The sequence below is a fragment of the Corynebacterium sp. 32222D000AT genome, from assembly GCF_053546955.1.
Genome location: NZ_JBPPVW010000028.1, coordinates 1 through 16347, shown reverse-complemented (window position 1 = coordinate 16347; position 16347 = coordinate 1). Strand labels below are relative to the sequence as shown.

Here is a 16347-nt window from a genome sequence, read left to right as displayed (position 1 = left end):
GAATTCACAATGAACATCCTCTCCTACGGACACAAGATCCGTACTAATAGGGTGTCCACTACTCGAGGGTAACCTCAGACAAGGTGGTTGTCTCTTGGTTATCGTCAATACGATTGCCCGGGTGCAAGCCGCCTACCAACAACTTTGCGTGTCCTTTCCCAGAGAGGTGGAACTCCACCACGCTGGATTCATTGCTTGGCAGCGCTCTGAGAAAGAAGACCGGTTGCGGGCCGAGCTAGGCCCGCATGCGCAAAGGGGGAGTGGCAGGCCCTGGCGAAAGGTTGTTGTTGCCACCCAAGTGGCAGAACAAAGTTTGGACATCGACGCTGATGTGTTGATCACTGATATCGCCCCCATGGACCTAGTGATTCAGCGTGCGGGCCGAATCCACCGCCACCGCAGGCCGCGAGGGGATCGGCCAAGTGGTTTAAGAACTCCGCAGGTGTTCATCCGTGGGATCCTCGAGCGGGAGCCTGCACCCGAATTCGATGGTGGGGCAAGTGCCATTTATGGCGACGCTCTGTTGCTCGCAACGCTGGCGACGCTTCCCGATTCATTCCAGCGCCCTGCGGATGTACCTGACTTGGTCCGGCAGGCATATGCCGAGGATTGGCCGGTGCAAGAGGCCTGGGCCGAAGCAGTACGTCGGGCCCGCAACGAGGATTTGGCCAAGAGAAAACGGGCGGAAAGTCGATCGGCCAGCTTCCGGATACCGCCGCCGGACACGAAGAAGTTCTCCAGCTTGTTTCAGCAGCTAGTCAGTGAGAACGCCGGTTCACGTAGCGCTGGCGCTGATGGGGAACGGGGCGCGGCCATGGTCCGTGATGCTGAACCAACGGTGGAAGCAATCCCGGTTATCGCGACAGAGTATGGCTACCTTCCTTTTGGGACGGATACTGAGATCCTCACGGGGGAAGAGCTGCCGTTTAGGCAAGCACGAAAGTTAGCAACTGGGACGGTCCGCCTTCCTACCCGTATGACGCGCCGGCCGCAGGACTTCGATGCGGTCGTGACGGAACTTGAACAGTCCACACCAGCAACCTGGCAACAAAGCCCAATCCTTCGTGGGCAGTTAGCCCTAGAACTTGATGAAGAAGGATGCTGTGAGCTGGGACGATTTAAAGTTCAATACACCAGGGAGTTAGGAATCGAAATCTTGAGCGATGGTTCGGAGGGGAGGGTCCAGTGAGAGCTCTAGATTAGAAAGTGCCTCTTCAAACAAGGCCAAACCTAAATACAAAAACAACTAAGTACAGAAAGGAGGGTGGCAACCGTGACTGATAATGGCGATACCAAACCGACGACGTTCAACCTGTTGGATGTGCCGTGGATTCGTTGTATGGATATGGAGGGAAATCCTCGTGTAGTCAGTGTCAGAGAAATCTTTGATGGGCGCGTACGCGTCGCGAAGATCGTTGGGGAGTCACCTACCCAGGATTATGCGGTTATCCGCGTCCTACTAGCTATTTTCTGGCGTGCCCACGCCCAGGAAATCTCAGAAGCATTACCCACTTCGCGGAGAGATGACTCCTTCGATTGGGGAGAATGGTTCGAAGAAACGCGGGAATTCCTGCGTGACTCGGGTCGCGACGATGTAGTTCTAGACTATCTAGAGACCTACGAAGACCGGTTTGATCTGCTCGATGACAAGCAGCCGTTCATGCAGGTCGCGGATTTGCACACGAAGTCTGGCGGGACCAAGTCGGTTTCTATGATCGTGCCCGAGGCCGCGAGTGCTTTATTTACGATGCGTACGGCGGAGGAACGGGAGTCCTTGTCCTTCGCCGAGGCTGCGCGATGGTTGGTTCATGCGCAAGCATACGATTATTCCGGTATTAAGTCTGGTGCGGTCGGTGACGAACGCGTCACAGGAGGGAAAGGTTACCCGATTGGCACTGGGTGGTCGGGGCAGACTGGGGGGAACGTTGATTCTCAGCCCGTATGGTTTGCTCGACACTTTGATCCTTAATACGGCCCCAGAGGCAGTAAACCAAAGCGCAACCGCACGTGATCTCTCGGGGGATTTACCCGTGTGGGAACGCCCGCAGGACTCGGCAGCCCAGCGGCCAGGATCGGATCCGAAGGAAGGGGCTGCGCCTCAGGGGGCCGCCGATCTAGCGACGTGGCAGGCCCGCCGGATCCGGCTTCACGTGGAGGGTGGGAGAGTCCGCCGAGTCGTCTTGGCCAACGGGGACCGAATCCCCGCAGCAGGTAAGAATGTCTTCGGCGACCCAATGACGCCGTATCGGTACAGCCCTAACCAGTCCACGCAGACGGAGGACGCCTACTACCCGCGGCCCTACGATGAAACCCGTACGATGTGGAAATCGCTAGATGCCCTGGTCGCCGTGACCGGAGACGCTGGCTTCACAAAGAAAGAAAAGGCGCCAATCCGGCCTGCCACCCTCAGCAACTTGGCGAATCTTTCCGCCGACGGATACCTGGAGACGCGGGTCCTTGATCTCGCTTTGGTCTCTATGGTTTACGGGCCACAAGAGTCCTCGGTGGGCACCACTTTCAGCACATCCATTGGTTTGCCGCTGGCTGTCTTGCGTACGGACGACACAGGTAAGCGAGTGCGCGAGGCCGTCCGCACAGCGGTGGAGAAGACTAGAGCTGCCGCCGTGAGCGTCGGATGGTTCGCGGGCCAGCTTTTGGTAGCGGCCGGAGGTGATTATGAATTTGGCGCTGCCGCAGCGGATCGGCTCTACTCTCGTCTTGAGCCGAAGTTCATCGACTGGTTAGCCACCGTCGATACCGAAAACGTGGACAAGCGTGCCCGACAGTGGCAGTTCGCTGTTCTGGAAGAAGCGCTGGATCAGGCGGTTGAACTGGTACGAGGCGCAGGGCAAAAGGCCATTGTCGGCCGTATCACAGACGCGGACGAAAAGGGGCACGGACGGATTGTATCGGCTGGTACGTTGCACCAAGCTCTCAGACGTCGTTTGAAGAAGGACCTGCCATTGACGGTGCCCGAGCCAGAAGACCAAAACTCGACGGAAGAAAAGGATGAAGTCCATGCTTGAAACGCAAGACGTGGCTCAGCCGGTCGTAGAACGAGCCGGCCTGCACGCCTCGGTTACCAAGACGGTAGAAGCCTTGCAGTACGCCTATTTGCGCAGCCCTAATCATGCCGCGGCTGCGCGGGCCCGAGGCGCGCTAGCCCAGTTGCGAAAATACTCCTCACGTACCCCAGAACAACAGCCTTTGGCTCTCGAGGAAATACTGCTGTTGCTGGAGCCACCGCTGGAAGAGCGGGAGCTGGGCAAGGGCACGAGCCTCTCGCCGAGCGAGAAGGCAGCGTTCCACGCCCTAGTCGCGTTCGGTATTCACATGCAAAGCGCAACCAGCGAAGCACACGTGTCCACGCATAGCTTCGCCTGGGCGTGCGGACGAATGTACGCCATCCGGGAATCGGGGTCTATCAAACCTCGCTTCGACGCGATGCTGCTAGCGCGAGATGAAGCCTCCCGGATGGTTCAGCTGAGATCGCTCATTACGCTTCTGCGTTCATCGAAATTGGCATTCCACTACGGTTATTTCGCTAGTGATCTCCGCGTCCTGCTCCAGACCTCTACGACACAGGGTGACGCCTCGCGTCGCCAAGGGGTGCTTCTGCGCTGGGGACGCGATTTCGCCGCCGGTGCGAGCTTTCGTCCCCAAAAGTCCTAACTAAACTCCCTCCCTCTCGAAAGGAAAACCATGTCTTACATCGTCGATATCCATGCCCTGCAAACCGTTCCACCGTCCCTGATCAACCGCGATGACACTGGGGCACCGAAGTCCGCCGTCTACGGTGGCGTGCCGCGTCAGCGCGTCTCCTCGCAGTCTTGGAAGCGCGCCATCCGCAAGTACTTCGAGTCCAATGTTTCTCCCGACAGTGTCGGCAAGCGCTCCAAGCGCCTCCCGCAGGAAATTGCTCAAGGCCTCCAAGTACATGAGGGCTGGGACAACGAACGCTCCATCGAAGCTGTAACTCAGCTTTTCAAGGCTGCCGGAATCAAGGTGGAAGTCGACAAGAAGAAGATCACCTCCCTGAAGAAGGAAGTAGAAGCCGGCGAGGAACAGCAGGAGAAGCTGGACGACGCGTACTACCCACAAACCAGCTATTTGATCTTCCTGAGCCCGCACCAAATTGATCGGGCAGTAAAGGCCCTCGTTGAGGCTGATGGCGAAAAGATCAAGAAGGGCGAGGCCAAGGAAATCCTTGATACTGAGCACTCCGTAGACATGGCGATGTTCGGGCGCATGGTCGCTGACGATGCTGCCTACAACGTGGACGCCGCAGTCCAGGTGGCCCATGCACTGGGCATCCACGCTAGCGCGCCGGAATTTGATTACTTCACCGCAGTGGACGACCTCGCGGAAGCCGGGGAGGAAACCGGTGCGGGAATGATTGGCACGGTTCAGATGATGTCGTCGACCTTGTACCGCTACGCCACGGTAAATCTGGGTGGGCTGGCTGAAAACCTGGGGTCCGAGGAGGAAGCCCGTACTGCTGCGGGGCAGTTCATCGACGCCTTCATCAAGTCGATGCCGACCGGCAAGATCAACACGTTTGCCAACCAGACGCTCCCGGAGTTGGTCTATGTGGCGGTTCGTGAGACCCGCCCGGTTTCCCTGGTCACCGCTTTTGAATCGCCGGTGGAGCCGACTGAGGCAGAGAGCCTCCGTGTGGCCGGCGCCAAGGCTCTTGCGGCCGAGGAAAAGGGCTTCGAAGAAATGTATGACCTCAAGCCGAAGGCTGGATTCGTGCTGGGCTTCGAAGAGGCTCGGGAAGCTTTCGCCGATATCGCAGAAGCAGTAACCCTCAGCGAGCTGCAAGAGCGTGTTTCCGCTGCTCTGGAAAGCTAAGGGTTAGGAGTTTTTGCCAATGACTTCTTCTCTTTTGCTTTTGCTAAAGGGGCCGATGCAGTCGTGGGGCGATGAGTCCCGGTATGCCACCAGAACGACGGCGCCGACGCCGTCTAAATCCGGCATCGTCGGTCTGATCGCGGCGGCCCAAGGGCGACGACGGACCGACCCGATCGAGGATCTTGCACATCTGCGGCTTGCCGTGCGCGTCGACCAATCCGGCAGCTTGCTGCGCGATTATCAGACCGCGCAACCGTGGCAACGTGATCCCAAAGCATCCGCTAAGCTGATTACCCGGTATTTTCTGTCGGACGCGGCCTTCGTAGTCGCGGTGGAGGCAGAGGACCGGTCACTGCTGAAAGGCTTTGTTGAGGCGCTCAATGATCCCGTCTACCCGTTGTTTATGGGGCGGCGTTCGTGTCCTGTTCCTCCCAACCTGGTCCTGGGCGTCGTGGATAAATCGGCGGTCGAGGCGCTGCAGGGCCACCAGAAATGGCATGCGACCAAGAATCACATGAAAACCTGCGGCGAGCGGGTGACCCTGCCCATCTACCGGGATGCCCAAGCGGGTGAGGTAGGGGTCGCGCGCCAGGACGTGCCGGTCTCCTACAACCCTGAACACCGAAAATATGGCTGGCGAGAGGTCGTCCAGACCGACTACGCCACCTTGACCAACCCCCTGGAGCCCAACGAGCTGCAGGCGGATCCCTTCCTTGAGGCGGTGCTGAACGCATGACAACGTTGACGAAAGTGCTGATTAACCCAGCCAGGAGGCAGGGGCGCAAGCTTTTGACAGACCCGCAGTCCATGCACGCGGCCGTCCGAGCGGCGTTTCCGCCGGATCTGGACGAGTCTTCCGGCCGAGTGCTGTGGCGTGCGGACACTAACGGTCATGAGCACGCGCTCTACATCGTCGGTCCGGAAAAGCCCTCCGGTCAGCACATTGTTGAGCAGGCCGGGTGGGATACTCGTCCAGCACAGATTGCTGAATACGACCGCTTTCTTGCGGCGCTCAAGAAGGGGCAGCGCTGGCACTTCGAGCTGGTGGCGAACCCTACCTTCGCCCAGACAGTTGAGGGCAAGCGCAGCAAGATTAAGGCTCACGTATCGGTCCCGCACCAGCTCGGATGGCTGTATGACAAGGCAGGCAAGTGTGGCTTTAGCCTCGCCCCTCGGGCTAGTGACGAAGTATCAGACCAAGAACGGCAGCGTTGGGATCCGACCGAAGTACCCACCGTCATCGAGCGTAAGACTCTCGATTTCCGTCGTGGTCGAAGCAGCGCTCGAGTGCACATCGTGACTGCTCGTTTCGCGGGTGTCCTGGAAGTTACGGATCCAGATCTCTTGCGCGCGGCGCTGACACAAGGAATTGGGCGAGCGCGCGGTTACGGGTGCGGCCTGATGACTCTGGCCAGGGCCCGAACCAATGCCAACGCCTAGGGAGGTACCTATTGCGCGCACCGCGCTGTCGAGGATGGAAGACCGGCTGAGCTTTCTCTACGTGGAAAGGGCAGTGGTAAATAGAGAAGGAAATTCTCTGACCATCCAGGACCGGCGCGGGATCGCGCATTTGCCTGCTACGCACCTCGCCGCGCTGTTGCTGGGACCAGGGACCAGGGTGACGTACGCGGCCATGGCGTTGCACGGCGACGCCGGGGTCTCAACCGTGTGGGTCGGGGAGCGCGGCGTGCGCTACTACGCGAGCGGTAGGCCACCTGCTAAGTCCTCGCGTATGGCTGAAATACATGCTTCCGTAGTGACCAACCAGCGCCGACGGCTGAACTGCGCTAGGGCGATGTATTCCATGCGCTTCGCCGGTGAAGACGTGAGTAGGTTGACCATGGCGCAGCTGCGCGGCAGGGAAGGCGCCAGGATGAAGAAGATCTACGCGGCCGAGGCCAAACGCACCGGCGTGTACTGGAACCGTCGATCTTACGATCCCAGTGATTTCAGTTCTTCGGATCCGATTAACCAGGCCCTGACAGCAGGTTCCGCGGCCCTTTACGGGGTCACCCATGCCGTCGTTGCTGCCCTAGGATTCATCCCCGCCCTAGGCATTATTCACACGGGCACGGACCGTTCGTTTGTTTACGATATTGCGGACCTTTACAAGGCTGAAATCTCCATCCCCGCCGCATTTGATGCCGTGGCAGCTGCGGGTGGACAGCCTAGCGTCGAAGTCCGCCGCCGCGTGCGCGACGCTGTGGTCGAGCAACGACTGATGCCTCGTATGGTCGGCGACCTTAAGACACTGTTCGACGTCCCTGATGACGAGCTCTTAAATGACGCGGAGCTACTGCTGTGGAGCGAGCTCGAGGTCATCGCGTCTGGAATCAACTGGGCTGAGGAAGAGCAGTTGTCATGATGGTACTGGTTTTATCCGCTTGTCCCGCAGGGTTGCGCGGCGACCTCACCAAGTGGCTGATGGAGGTATCGCCGGGAGTTTTCGTCGGCCGGCCGACCGCGCGGATTAGGGAGCTGTTGTGGGAACGGACGATTGAGCTGTGTAAGGACGGTCGGGCCCTGCTCGTGTATTCCACCAACAACGAGTAGAGGATGGAATTTCGGACCCACCGGCACCAATGGAAACCCACCGATTTCGATGGGCTGACTCTCATGATGCGCCCTACCGACCGCCGGAAGCAGCCGCAGCGCAGGACCGGGTGGTCTAACGCCCGCCGCTTCCGGACCGCTTATGACAAACAAACCCGAGGTAACAGGTCGTCCTAAGGAAAGCCTGTGCAGACCGTGAGTCTTAGGCAGCGGTAGGTGGGAAGAGTCGGCTAGCTGTTTAGTACCGCTTTGATGGCGTCGAGGGTGGCGTCGATGTGCGGGATGGTGCCGGCTACGTGCGAACCAGCATCATTCGGAAGGAAGGTGACTTGTGCACCGCGGTCGGCCCACTCTGCAGCCAATTGTTCGGCTGTGTCGAAGGGGATGACGTCGTCGCCCCGGCCGTGTGTGATGACTACCGGGACGGTGGGAGCTCGGTGGCCGATGTGCTGCTCCGCGAGAATCTGGTTATAAGGAGCAGTTTCGATGAGCTCGTAAACGTCAGTGCCGTCGGCGGTAAGCCCGGAGATGGTCTGTCCGGAATAGAGCCCGAGGCCCAGCGTGCACGTGTTCGTAGCGTTGCGGAGGACCTCCTGTCCGCGAGTGCTGAGCCGGTCATTGAAATCGGTGCCGTAGCTTTGGGACAAACCAAGTAGAGCGAAGAGTTCGAAAAGGAAGTACGTAGTTCCGTCGAGGGCTGGTGGCAAAAGAGTCAGATCGGCTGGGACGGCGCCGACGGTTGCGAGCTTGACGTTGAGCTCTGGGGCGTAAGAGTCATATTGCTCCGCGGCGCTGGCGGTTGCGCCGCCACCCTGCGAATAGCCGTTGAGGAAAACGGGATTCTCCGGACCCAAATCCCAGCCGTCTAGTTGCTGCGCAGCACGTACGCTATCGAGCACGGCGTGGGCTTGGCTGAGGCGGTCCATGTAGGTATGCAGGCCGGGAGTGCCAAGTCCTTCATAGTCGGTTAGGACCACTGCGTATCCCTCCTTGAGGAGGCTTTCAAAGAAGAGCTGTTCGTAGTCGCCCACGCCTTCGGCGATTTTGCGCGATGGCGAGCAGTGGTCGGCTACGCCCTGGGTGCCGGGGGCGTAGGCGACCACGGGACGTGGCCCGTCCCCCATCCAATCCTTCTTCGGCTCGATGACGATCCCGCTGACTGGAATGGGCTCTCCCTTGCGGTTGGTGGAAGAGTAGAGGATGCGTTCCGCCTTGTAAGGGCCGATGTTGGTAATGCCCAGCGTGTTTAGGGGGTTTCGCACCGAGGAATTCCGGAACAATTGTCCTGGGGAAGAACCATCCAGGTCCACTGGGTCGTGGTAGAAGGATGAGTAGGCATCTCCAGTGCTTTTGTCGGCCCCACGGGAGTGTAAGCTAGGCGAGTTGTGGTTCATTTCATCCGCGGCTTCGCGGACCTGCTCAGAAGTGTCGGGGGACTGGTCAGCAACGGGATCGGAAAGAGCGTCATGGACCAGAGCGGATTCGGGTAGCTCGGCAGTAGGAGCGGCGTGAGCGCTGACGTTGGTGGCCACCAAAGATGACGTGAGCAGAAAAGCCAGGATAGGCCGCGTGAGGCGGCGGGATGCAAGCATGTATGGATTCCTTTTCCAGGTAGGCGTGCCGTTCGTTAGGCATGCGAGAAACAAGAGATCCGCGGGTGAAAGGTTCCCGCGGCAACTGTCATTATGAGTGTTGCAAATGCTAAGTGCAACCGTTTTATGGCAAAACTATGGACAGATCCCGTGCGGTTTTCGCGCTCAGTCGGGGGGTAGGGCGGGCCCTACCGTGAAATTGCGTGCTCGCCCTCTTCTGCGCGGTCGCGGTGCGTGGCGGGATTGTGGCTATGACTTCGACTTCCTTTTTCCGCCGCGTTCCGTGGCGCACGTTTGGGTGGGCGCTGCATGCTGTCGTCCACGTGGTTATTTGTCTCTTTGCCTTGCCGTATGCCGCGGCGAAGGTGATCCTGCTGCAGATGGGGGGTGGTCGATTACCCGCAGCTGCTGATTACGGTTGGGGAGAAGTCCCCGATGGGGCTGTTGTGGACGTTCATGGCCTTTAGCCCGTGGGTGCAGTTTCTGGCCGGTGCTGTGGAGCTGCTCGCCGCGGCGCTCGTGCTGTGGCGGCGCACGGCGTGGCTGGGTGGCCTCATCGGGGCGGTTTCCCTCGGGTGGTGTGGCTGCTGAACTTGACCTTCGACGTGCCGGTCAAGCAGGGATCCTTCGTCCAGATGGTGCTCTTCCTTATCGTCCTAGCGCCCTGGGTGCCGCGCGTGCTGGCCTTCGCGCTGGGCCGTTCCGTGCCGAAGATGCAGGTTCCGCGGCTTATCCCGTGGCCGCGGGTGCACAGGTTTACGCGCTGGGTTCCGCCCGTGGCGGCGGCCGTGCTGTTGGTCGCCGGTCTGGTGGCGCCGGCTGTGCTCGTGCCCAAGCAGTTCGCCACGGTCCACGAGGATCTGGCTGGCGTGTGGCAGGTCGCCCAGGACAGCTCGGAGCCCGCGCCCCAATTGCTTGACGATGCCCGCCTGTCCACCGTGGCCCTCGGCAAGCAGCAGGTGGCCAGCGGGCCGGCGCTCGAGCAGCTGGACGCCGACCCGGGCGAGTTCGCGGGGGCGACCGTCCGCCGCGCCAACGGGGACCTGCAAGCCGGCTTCTACCGGGTCGATGACAGCGAGCCGGGCCGCCCGCGCCTGGATCTGTACCTGCTGGCCCCGATGGCCGACGACGAGCAGAACTTCGGCGCCGGCGAAGAATTCGCGGACGAGTACCACCTGCGCTACCGCCTCGTGGACGGGCAGCTGCAGCTTGACGATGCCGCCCACCAGCTCACCCTGCGCCCGTCGGATACCGGCAGCCTGCTTATGGACCGCGGCTTTAGGTGGCAGGGCACGCCGCTGAACCGCTAGCTGTGCCGGGGAGGGCTTTAAGCGCATTTTAAGGCGCTCGCGATGCCTTGTTTTCGCTGGGCGCGGGCTACTATCTAGGGTGTGGCACGAGCAAAGCATGTGGCGAAGGCGCTGACAATCGGTAAAGTCCGGCAGGGATTGGGGCGGTTGCGCTCCAACTGGATGTATATCATCCAGATTGGCCTGGCGGCGGGCCTGGCCTTCGGCTTCTCGCACTACGTCATCGGGCACGCGCTGCCGTTTTTCGCCCCGATGTCGGCCGTCATCGTCTACTCGGCCGCCGGGGACCGCGTGCGCAAATCCATGGAGCTGGTCGTCGGCGTGACCCTCGGCGTCGGCGTGGGCGACGGGCTCATCTACTTCGTGGGCACCGGCGCCTGGCAGATCGCGGTCGGGGTGGCCGTCGCCGTGGCCCTGGCGACCTTCGTCGACCGCGGCGCCCTGGTGGCCAACCACGCGGCCTTCGCCGCGGTGCTGATCGCCACCATCCTGCCGCCGGAGACCTCCGGGGGCACCGACCGCATGGTGGACTCCCTGGTCGGCGGCATGGTCGCACTGCTGGTCATGGCGCTGGTGCCGGCCTCGCCGCTGCGCAACGGGCGCCGCGAGGTCGCGCGCATCCTGGGGCTGACCGGCTCCATCCTGGACGAGGTCGCGCAGGCCACCCACGCCCGTGATGCCGCCGGCATCGCCCGCGCCCTGGAGCGCGCCCGCGGCAGCCAGGCCAACATCAACAAGATGATCGCCGAGGCCAACAACTCCCGCGAGGTGGTCTTCGCCTCCCCGCTGCTGGTCAAGCAGCGCGAGGACATGCGCGTGCTGCTGGGGCTGCTCAACAACGTGGACAACGCCATGCGCAACACGCGCGTGCTCTCCCGCCGGGCGCACGTCGCGGTGCTGGACCGCGAGCCCATCACCGACGAGCTCATCGAGCTGCTGCGCGATGTCGCCGAGCTGACCACCCAGCTCTCCGACGCCATCCTGACCGACCCGGACTTCGCCGATTCGACCAAGATCTCCGAGCTGACCACCGGCCTGCGCCGCCTGGCCGCCCAGACCGGGGTGGAGCTGGTGCACGCCCAGGGCATCTCCCGCGGGATCTCCACCACGGTCATGCTGGCACAGGTGCGCTCCCTGCTCGTCGACCTGATGGGGGTGTGCGGCTATACCCACGAGGAGGCATCGTCGGCGCTGACCCCAACCACGCCGACGCCGGGCTACAAGCCCAACGTCTGGAAAGACGATTGTTAACTTAGTCGAAAGCTAAAATTCAAGGCGCGGTTACGAGCGGCCCCTAGAGTGTGCGGGCGTACCGACTCTCTCACACTCGAATGGATTCTTGTTATGGCTCACCGCCGCTACCGCTCCGTTGCCACCATCTCCGCGCTCACCCTGTCCCTGTCCACCCTCGCCGTACCGACCGCCCTGGCCGACGACGGCCTCTACCGCGGTGCTGTCGAGGTCGTCCCCGCTGCTGGCGATGCCGTCCGCGACACCCTCACCGGCACCGTCTTCGACGACACCAACCGCAACTCCACCCAGGACGACGACGAGGCCCCCATCGAGGGCGTGGCCGTCTCCAACGGCCGCGAGGTCGTGACCACCGACGCCGAGGGCCGCTACGAGATCCCGGTCGACGAGAACACCACCGTCTTCATCACCCAGCCGGCCGGCTACCAGGTGCCCGTCGACGAGGCCAACGCCGCGCAGTTCTACTACAACCACGTCCCGGAAGGCTCCCCGGAGCTGAAATACGGCGGCATCGAGGCCAGCGGTGGCACGCCGGAGGCCGTCAACTTCCCGCTCGTGACCGACCCGGACTCTGCGCTGGACAACCAGCGCTGCCTCATCGGCGGCGACATCCAGACCTACGACAAGGACGAGGTCGGCTACGCCCGCGCCGGCGCGTTCACCGATCTCAGCCAGCGCGACGACTTCACCAACTGCGGCGCGCTGTTTATCGGCGACGTCGTCGGCGACGACCTCTCCCTCTACCCGGACACCCGCGAGCTGACCGGCATGCTCAACGCGCCGGCGCGCTTCCTGCCCGGCAACCACGACCTGGACTTCGACGCCGATGCCGAGCACAAATTCGACACCTTCCGCCAGGAATTCGGCCCGGCCTACCACTCCTACGACGTCGGCAACGCGCACATCATCTCCCTGGAATCCGTCGAGTACCCCGTCGACGGCGAGCAGTACAACGGCGCACTCGATGCCGACCAGATGGCCTGGCTCCGCGCCGACCTTGAGCGCACGCCCGAGGACAAGGTCATCGTCCTGGCCTCCCACATCCCGCTGTTTTCCTTCTCCGACTCCGGCTCCGCCCGCCACCAGGTAGACCAGGTCAAGGAGATCGCCAAGCTGGTCGAAGGCCGCGAGACCATCGCCGTTAGCGGCCACACCCATGCTGTAGCCAATATGCGCGCCGGCGACAGCACCCAGGAGTGGAAGGACACCCTGGGCGTGGACGAGCTGCCGTTTACCAACATCGTGGCCGGCGCCATCTCCGGCGACTGGTACTCCGGCGAGATGGGCGAGGGTGGCGTGCCGAAGTCTTACGGCCGCGACGGCTCCAAGCCGGGCGTGCTCACCCTGGACATCAACGGCTCCGAGGTCAGCGAGTTCTTCACCCCGGTCGGCGGCAACCAGAACGACCAGATGAACGTCTCCCTGAACACCCCGCGCTACCGCGAGTGGTACGACGAGACCATCGAGTACGACGGCTCCCAGGCCAAGAAGGGCGGTGACCTGCCGGCCTTCGATAACCCGGAGCAGGTGGGCGCCGAGGAGCTGGGCGAGTCCTACCTGACCACCAACTTCTTTATGGGAGCTACCGGCTCCACCGTCGAGGTCTCCTTCGACGGCGCCGAGGCCGTCGAGGCCGAGCGCACCCAGCCGATGCAGGGCGAGGAGCAGCGCTACGGCGCCGAGTACTCCGACCCGCTGGCCGTGCAGGCCCAGGCCGTCCACGGCGGCAGCATCGCGGACCGTGCCGCCCACATCTGGCGCGCGCCGCTGCCGGAAGACCTGGAAGAAGGCACCCACACCGCCCAGGTCACCGCGACCGACGTCCACGGCAACACCTACACCAAGGACTACGAGTTCGTCGTCGGCGAGGCTGGCCAGGACGACCAGGACGGCCAGGACGGCCAGGACGGCCAGAGCTCGGACGGTTCCTCCGCCGGCTCGTCCGACGGCTCGTCCGCTGATCTGAGCAGCGGCTCCAGCCGGGGCGGCACCGTCGCCGCTATCGTGGGCCTGGTCGGCATCATCGCCGCGGTCGGCGGCGCGCTGAGCAACCCGGCGGTTATGGATCAGCTGCGCGGCTACGCCCGCCAGCTGGGTATCCGCCTGTAAACATCGGGCATGCGCTGGGCAAGCGGCAGGTCGCGAGGCAGGGGAGTGGCCCCGGACTTTGGTTAAGGTCTACTTGGTCACACTTGCCTCGAAAATTTGGGTAGGGTTGGCTAACTCGGAGTAGCTTAAAAGGTGTTATAAGCCTTTGGTGCGCGGCTTCGACGACACGCACCACCGACCGAAAGGACGATGGCCATGCCAGCCATTGCTTCCCGGGCCCAGCGCCCGCCCCGCGGGAGGCGGGGGACCTCACTCGTTTTAACCGCCGCGAACGTGGAGCACCTGCGCCAGGCAAACGCCCCGCTGGCCAATCGCATGGCCGAACTGGGCCTGCGCGCCGGGGCGCAGGCCGAGATTGGCCCGGCCGTGGCGGGCGGATCGCGCATCGTGAGCGTCGGCACCTGCCGCTACGCCGTCGATGCCCACACCCTGCGCCTGCTGGAGGTGCTGGCATGACCACCGCAACCTGCCACGGCAACCCGGGCGGGGCGCTGGCCCCGGAAGGCTCGCCCATCGTCGCGCTGGTCGGCGCGCCCAACTCCGGCAAATCCACCCTCTTTAACGCCCTGACCGGCGCCCGCGCCCAGACCGGCAACTGGCCGGGCACGACCGTGGAAATCAGCCGCGGCGCCTGGCGCCTGGGTAAGGACGCCCAGGCCGACGTCATCGACTTCCCGGGCGCGTACTCCCTCGATCCGCTCAGCCCCGACGAGGCGCTGACCCGCGACATGTTGCTCGACGCCCCGCCCTGCCACCGCCCCGATCTCGTCATCGTGGCCGTCGATGCCACCGCCGTCGCCCGCGGCCTGAACATCGCCTTCCAGCTCGCCGGCGAGCCCTACCGGATTATCGTCGCGCTGACCAAGCTGGACGTGGCCCAGGCGCGGGGGATGCGCGTGGACGCCGACGCGCTGGCGGCCGCCACCGGACTGCCGGTGGTGGCAGTCGACCCGCGCCGCCGCGACGGGATGTCCCGCGTACGCACGGCCGCGAACGCGGCCCTGGCAAGCAGCCCGGAGGTGCTGCGCCCGGACGACACCCCCGACCAGCGCTTTATCGACCTGGACGCCGCCGCCCGCGCCGCGGTCAGCCAGGACCACGAGGTCACCACGTTTACGCAGCGCCTCGACAAGGTGGCCCTGCACCCCGTGGCCGGCCCGCTGCTGTTTATGGCCGTGATGTGGCTGGTCTTCCAAATCACCACCACCGTGGCCGGGCCCCTCCAGGACGGGCTCGAGGCGCTTGTCTCCGGGCCGGTCTCCGGCGCGGTCACCGCGGCCCTCGGCGCGCTCGGCTGGGACCACCCGCTGGTCACGGGCCTTATCGTCGACGGCCTCGTCGGCGGCGTCGGCATGGTGCTGACCTTTGCGCCGCTGATGGCGCTGATGTTTATCTGCCTCGCGGTGCTGGAAGACTCCGGCTACATGGCCCGGGCGGCGGTGGTCACCGACCGCGTCATGCGGGCCATCGGCCTGCCGGGCAAGGCGTTTATCCCCATCGTCGTGGGCTTTGGCTGCAACGTGCCGGCGATTTCCGCCACCCGCGTGCTGGGCACCCCGCGCCACCGCATCCTGACCTGCCTGCTCATCCCGTTCACTTCGTGCTCGGCGCGCCTGGTCGTCTTCGTGATGCTGGCCAGCACTTTCTTCCCCGCGCACGCCGGGTCCGTGGTCTTTGCCATGTACGTCATCTCGATTGCGCTGGTCGTACTCACCGGCCTGCTGCTGCGCCACACGCTCTGGCGCGCGATGCCGTACGAGCCCCTGGTCATCGACCTGCCGACCTACCAGATCCCGACCCCGCGCCTGGCGCTATCGGTCATGTGGACCCGGCTCAAGGGCTTCTTGCGCACCGCCGGCGGCATCATCGTCGCCACCGTCGTGGTGGTCTGGATGCTCATGGCCCTGCCGGTCTCCGCCGCCCAGCTGGATGAGGCCAGCGCCGGTGAGCTCGCCGTCGAAGACTCCGCCTACGGCGCGCTTGCCGATGCCGCCGCGCCCATCTTCGCCCCCGCCGGCTTCGATTCCTGGTCCCTGACCGGGCCGCTGGTCACCGGCTTCGTGGCCAAGGAAGCGCTGATTTCGACCTGGGCGCAGACCTACTCCGTTGACGACGTCACCGACGCCGCGCCCGACGAGCAGGCCCACAGCAGCCTGAGCGAACACGTGCGCGCCGACTTCGACGCCGCCTCCGGCGGCCACGCCCGCGCCGCGGTCTGGGCCTACATGCTGTTCTTGCTGGCCTATACCCCCTGCGTGGCCACGCTGGCGGCCCAGCGTAGAGAAATCGGCTGGCGCTGGACCATCTTCGGCTTCGGCGTGCAGCTGGCCCTAGCCTGGACGCTATCTGTGGCGGCTTTCCAGATCCTGCGGTTGTGGTTCTAATGACTACCGCCCAGACTTCTCCGTTGGAAACCGTGCGCGAGCTCATCGCCCGCGGGGTCACCTCCCGCGCCGAGGTCGCCGCGCGCAGCGGGCTGGATGCCGGCGTCGTCGACGCCATCCTCGATCACCTGCTGGCCACCGGCGGGCTCGTGCCCGAACCGGTCTCTGGCTGCCCGTCCAGCGGCTGCGGCGGGTGCGCGGCCGCGGGGCCCCCCCCCCCCGCCCCGGGGCGGGGGCCGCCCCGGGCGGGGCCTTCCCCACCGATTTAATAATTAGGGCCCCTTCCCCCCGGGA

General features: G+C 63.4%; 13 protein-coding genes and 2 pseudogenes. 14 read left to right on the top strand and 1 reads right to left on the bottom strand.

Annotated elements, in window-relative coordinates:
• Positions 1-46: 46 nt before the first annotated feature.
• From ACEE23_RS11110 to cas2e, 8 genes and pseudogenes are all read left to right on the top strand, one after another.
• Positions 47-1189 carry a helicase-related protein gene (locus tag ACEE23_RS11110; protein ID WP_448872695.1) on the top strand — a complete coding sequence of 381 codons (1143 nt, stop codon included), beginning with the start codon at positions 47-49 and terminating at the stop codon, positions 1187-1189.
• Positions 1190-1345: 156 nt separating this feature from the next.
• Positions 1346-3026, top strand: a pseudogene (gene casA, locus ACEE23_RS11105) (type I-E CRISPR-associated protein Cse1/CasA).
• On the top strand, positions 3019-3672 hold the full coding sequence (gene casB, locus ACEE23_RS11100) for a type I-E CRISPR-associated protein Cse2/CasB (protein WP_368521727.1): 654 nt from the start codon (positions 3019-3021) through the stop codon (positions 3670-3672). The pseudogene casA and the gene casB overlap by 8 nt, the downstream one beginning before the upstream one ends.
• Positions 3673-3702: 30 nt before the next feature.
• Positions 3703-4854 carry a type I-E CRISPR-associated protein Cas7/Cse4/CasC gene (gene cas7e / locus ACEE23_RS11095; protein WP_368534577.1) on the top strand — a complete coding sequence of 384 codons (1152 nt, stop codon included), beginning with the start codon at positions 3703-3705 and terminating at the stop codon, positions 4852-4854.
• Between the two features lie 19 nt (positions 4855-4873).
• On the top strand, positions 4874-5590 hold the full coding sequence (gene cas5e, locus ACEE23_RS11090) for a type I-E CRISPR-associated protein Cas5/CasD (RefSeq protein ID WP_368521582.1): 717 nt from the start codon (positions 4874-4876) through the stop codon (positions 5588-5590).
• Positions 5587-6294, top strand: coding sequence for a type I-E CRISPR-associated protein Cas6/Cse3/CasE (gene cas6e / locus ACEE23_RS11085; RefSeq protein ID WP_368521581.1), 708 nt, complete (start codon positions 5587-5589; stop codon positions 6292-6294). Before cas5e ends, cas6e begins: the two co-directional genes overlap by 4 nt.
• A complete protein-coding gene (gene cas1e / locus ACEE23_RS11080; RefSeq protein WP_448872680.1) occupies positions 6281-7219 on the top strand; it encodes a type I-E CRISPR-associated endonuclease Cas1e in 939 nt (312 codons plus the stop codon). The genes cas6e and cas1e overlap by 14 nt, the downstream gene beginning before the upstream one ends.
• Positions 7216-7584: pseudogene (cas2e, locus tag ACEE23_RS11075) on the top strand (type I-E CRISPR-associated endoribonuclease Cas2e). Before cas1e ends, cas2e begins: the two are co-directional and overlap by 4 nt.
• 53 nt (positions 7585-7637) lie before the next feature.
• Here the strand turns inward: cas2e and ACEE23_RS11070 are convergent.
• Complete coding sequence (locus ACEE23_RS11070; protein WP_448872682.1) at positions 7638-8669, bottom strand: alpha/beta fold hydrolase; 1032 nt, start codon at positions 8667-8669, stop codon at positions 7638-7640.
• A gap of 717 nt (positions 8670-9386) precedes the next feature.
• Between ACEE23_RS11070 and ACEE23_RS11065 the strand changes: the two genes are divergently transcribed.
• The 6 genes from ACEE23_RS11065 (at position 9387) to feoB (ending at position 16053) form a co-directional block, all read left to right on the top strand.
• Positions 9387-9590 (top strand): hypothetical protein, encoded by a 204-nt coding sequence (locus ACEE23_RS11065; RefSeq protein WP_448872684.1) that lies wholly within the window; start codon positions 9387-9389, stop codon positions 9588-9590.
• Positions 9578-10309, top strand: a complete 732-nt coding sequence (locus ACEE23_RS11060) for a hypothetical protein (protein WP_368521578.1) — start codon at positions 9578-9580, stop codon at positions 10307-10309. Before ACEE23_RS11065 ends, ACEE23_RS11060 begins: the two co-directional genes overlap by 13 nt.
• Positions 10310-10390: 81 nt before the next feature.
• Entirely contained in the window at positions 10391-11560 is a 1170-nt protein-coding gene (locus ACEE23_RS11055) for an aromatic acid exporter family protein (protein WP_368521577.1), read from the top strand.
• Between the two features lie 93 nt (positions 11561-11653).
• Entirely contained in the window at positions 11654-13669 is a 2016-nt protein-coding gene (locus tag ACEE23_RS11050; protein ID WP_448872687.1) for a calcineurin-like phosphoesterase C-terminal domain-containing protein, read from the top strand.
• A 195-nt stretch (positions 13670-13864) separates the two neighbouring features.
• Complete coding sequence (locus tag ACEE23_RS11045; RefSeq protein ID WP_368518954.1) at positions 13865-14125, top strand: FeoA domain-containing protein; 261 nt, start codon at positions 13865-13867, stop codon at positions 14123-14125.
• Positions 14122-16053, top strand: a complete 1932-nt coding sequence (gene feoB / locus ACEE23_RS11040; protein WP_368518955.1) for a ferrous iron transport protein B — start codon at positions 14122-14124, stop codon at positions 16051-16053. Before ACEE23_RS11045 ends, feoB begins: the two co-directional genes overlap by 4 nt.
• Positions 16054-16347 lie beyond the last annotated feature (294 nt).

Excerpts from the sequence above, each read along its gene's own strand:
- cas5e (WP_368521582.1), top strand. The coding sequence starts at position 4,874 with ATGACTTCTTCTCTTTTGCTTTTGCTAAAGGGGCCGATGCAGTCGTGG.
- feoB (WP_368518955.1), top strand. The coding sequence starts at position 14,122 with ATGACCACCGCAACCTGCCACGGCAACCCGGGCGGGGCGCTGGCCCCG.
- ACEE23_RS11045 (WP_368518954.1), top strand. The coding sequence starts at position 13,865 with ATGCCAGCCATTGCTTCCCGGGCCCAGCGCCCGCCCCGCGGGAGGCGG.
- cas7e (WP_368534577.1), top strand. The coding sequence starts at position 3,703 with ATGTCTTACATCGTCGATATCCATGCCCTGCAAACCGTTCCACCGTCC.
- casB (WP_368521727.1), top strand. The coding sequence starts at position 3,019 with ATGCTTGAAACGCAAGACGTGGCTCAGCCGGTCGTAGAACGAGCCGGC.
- cas6e (WP_368521581.1), top strand. The coding sequence starts at position 5,587 with ATGACAACGTTGACGAAAGTGCTGATTAACCCAGCCAGGAGGCAGGGG.
- ACEE23_RS11050 (WP_448872687.1), top strand. The coding sequence starts at position 11,654 with ATGGCTCACCGCCGCTACCGCTCCGTTGCCACCATCTCCGCGCTCACC.
- cas1e (WP_448872680.1), top strand. The coding sequence starts at position 6,281 with ATGCCAACGCCTAGGGAGGTACCTATTGCGCGCACCGCGCTGTCGAGG.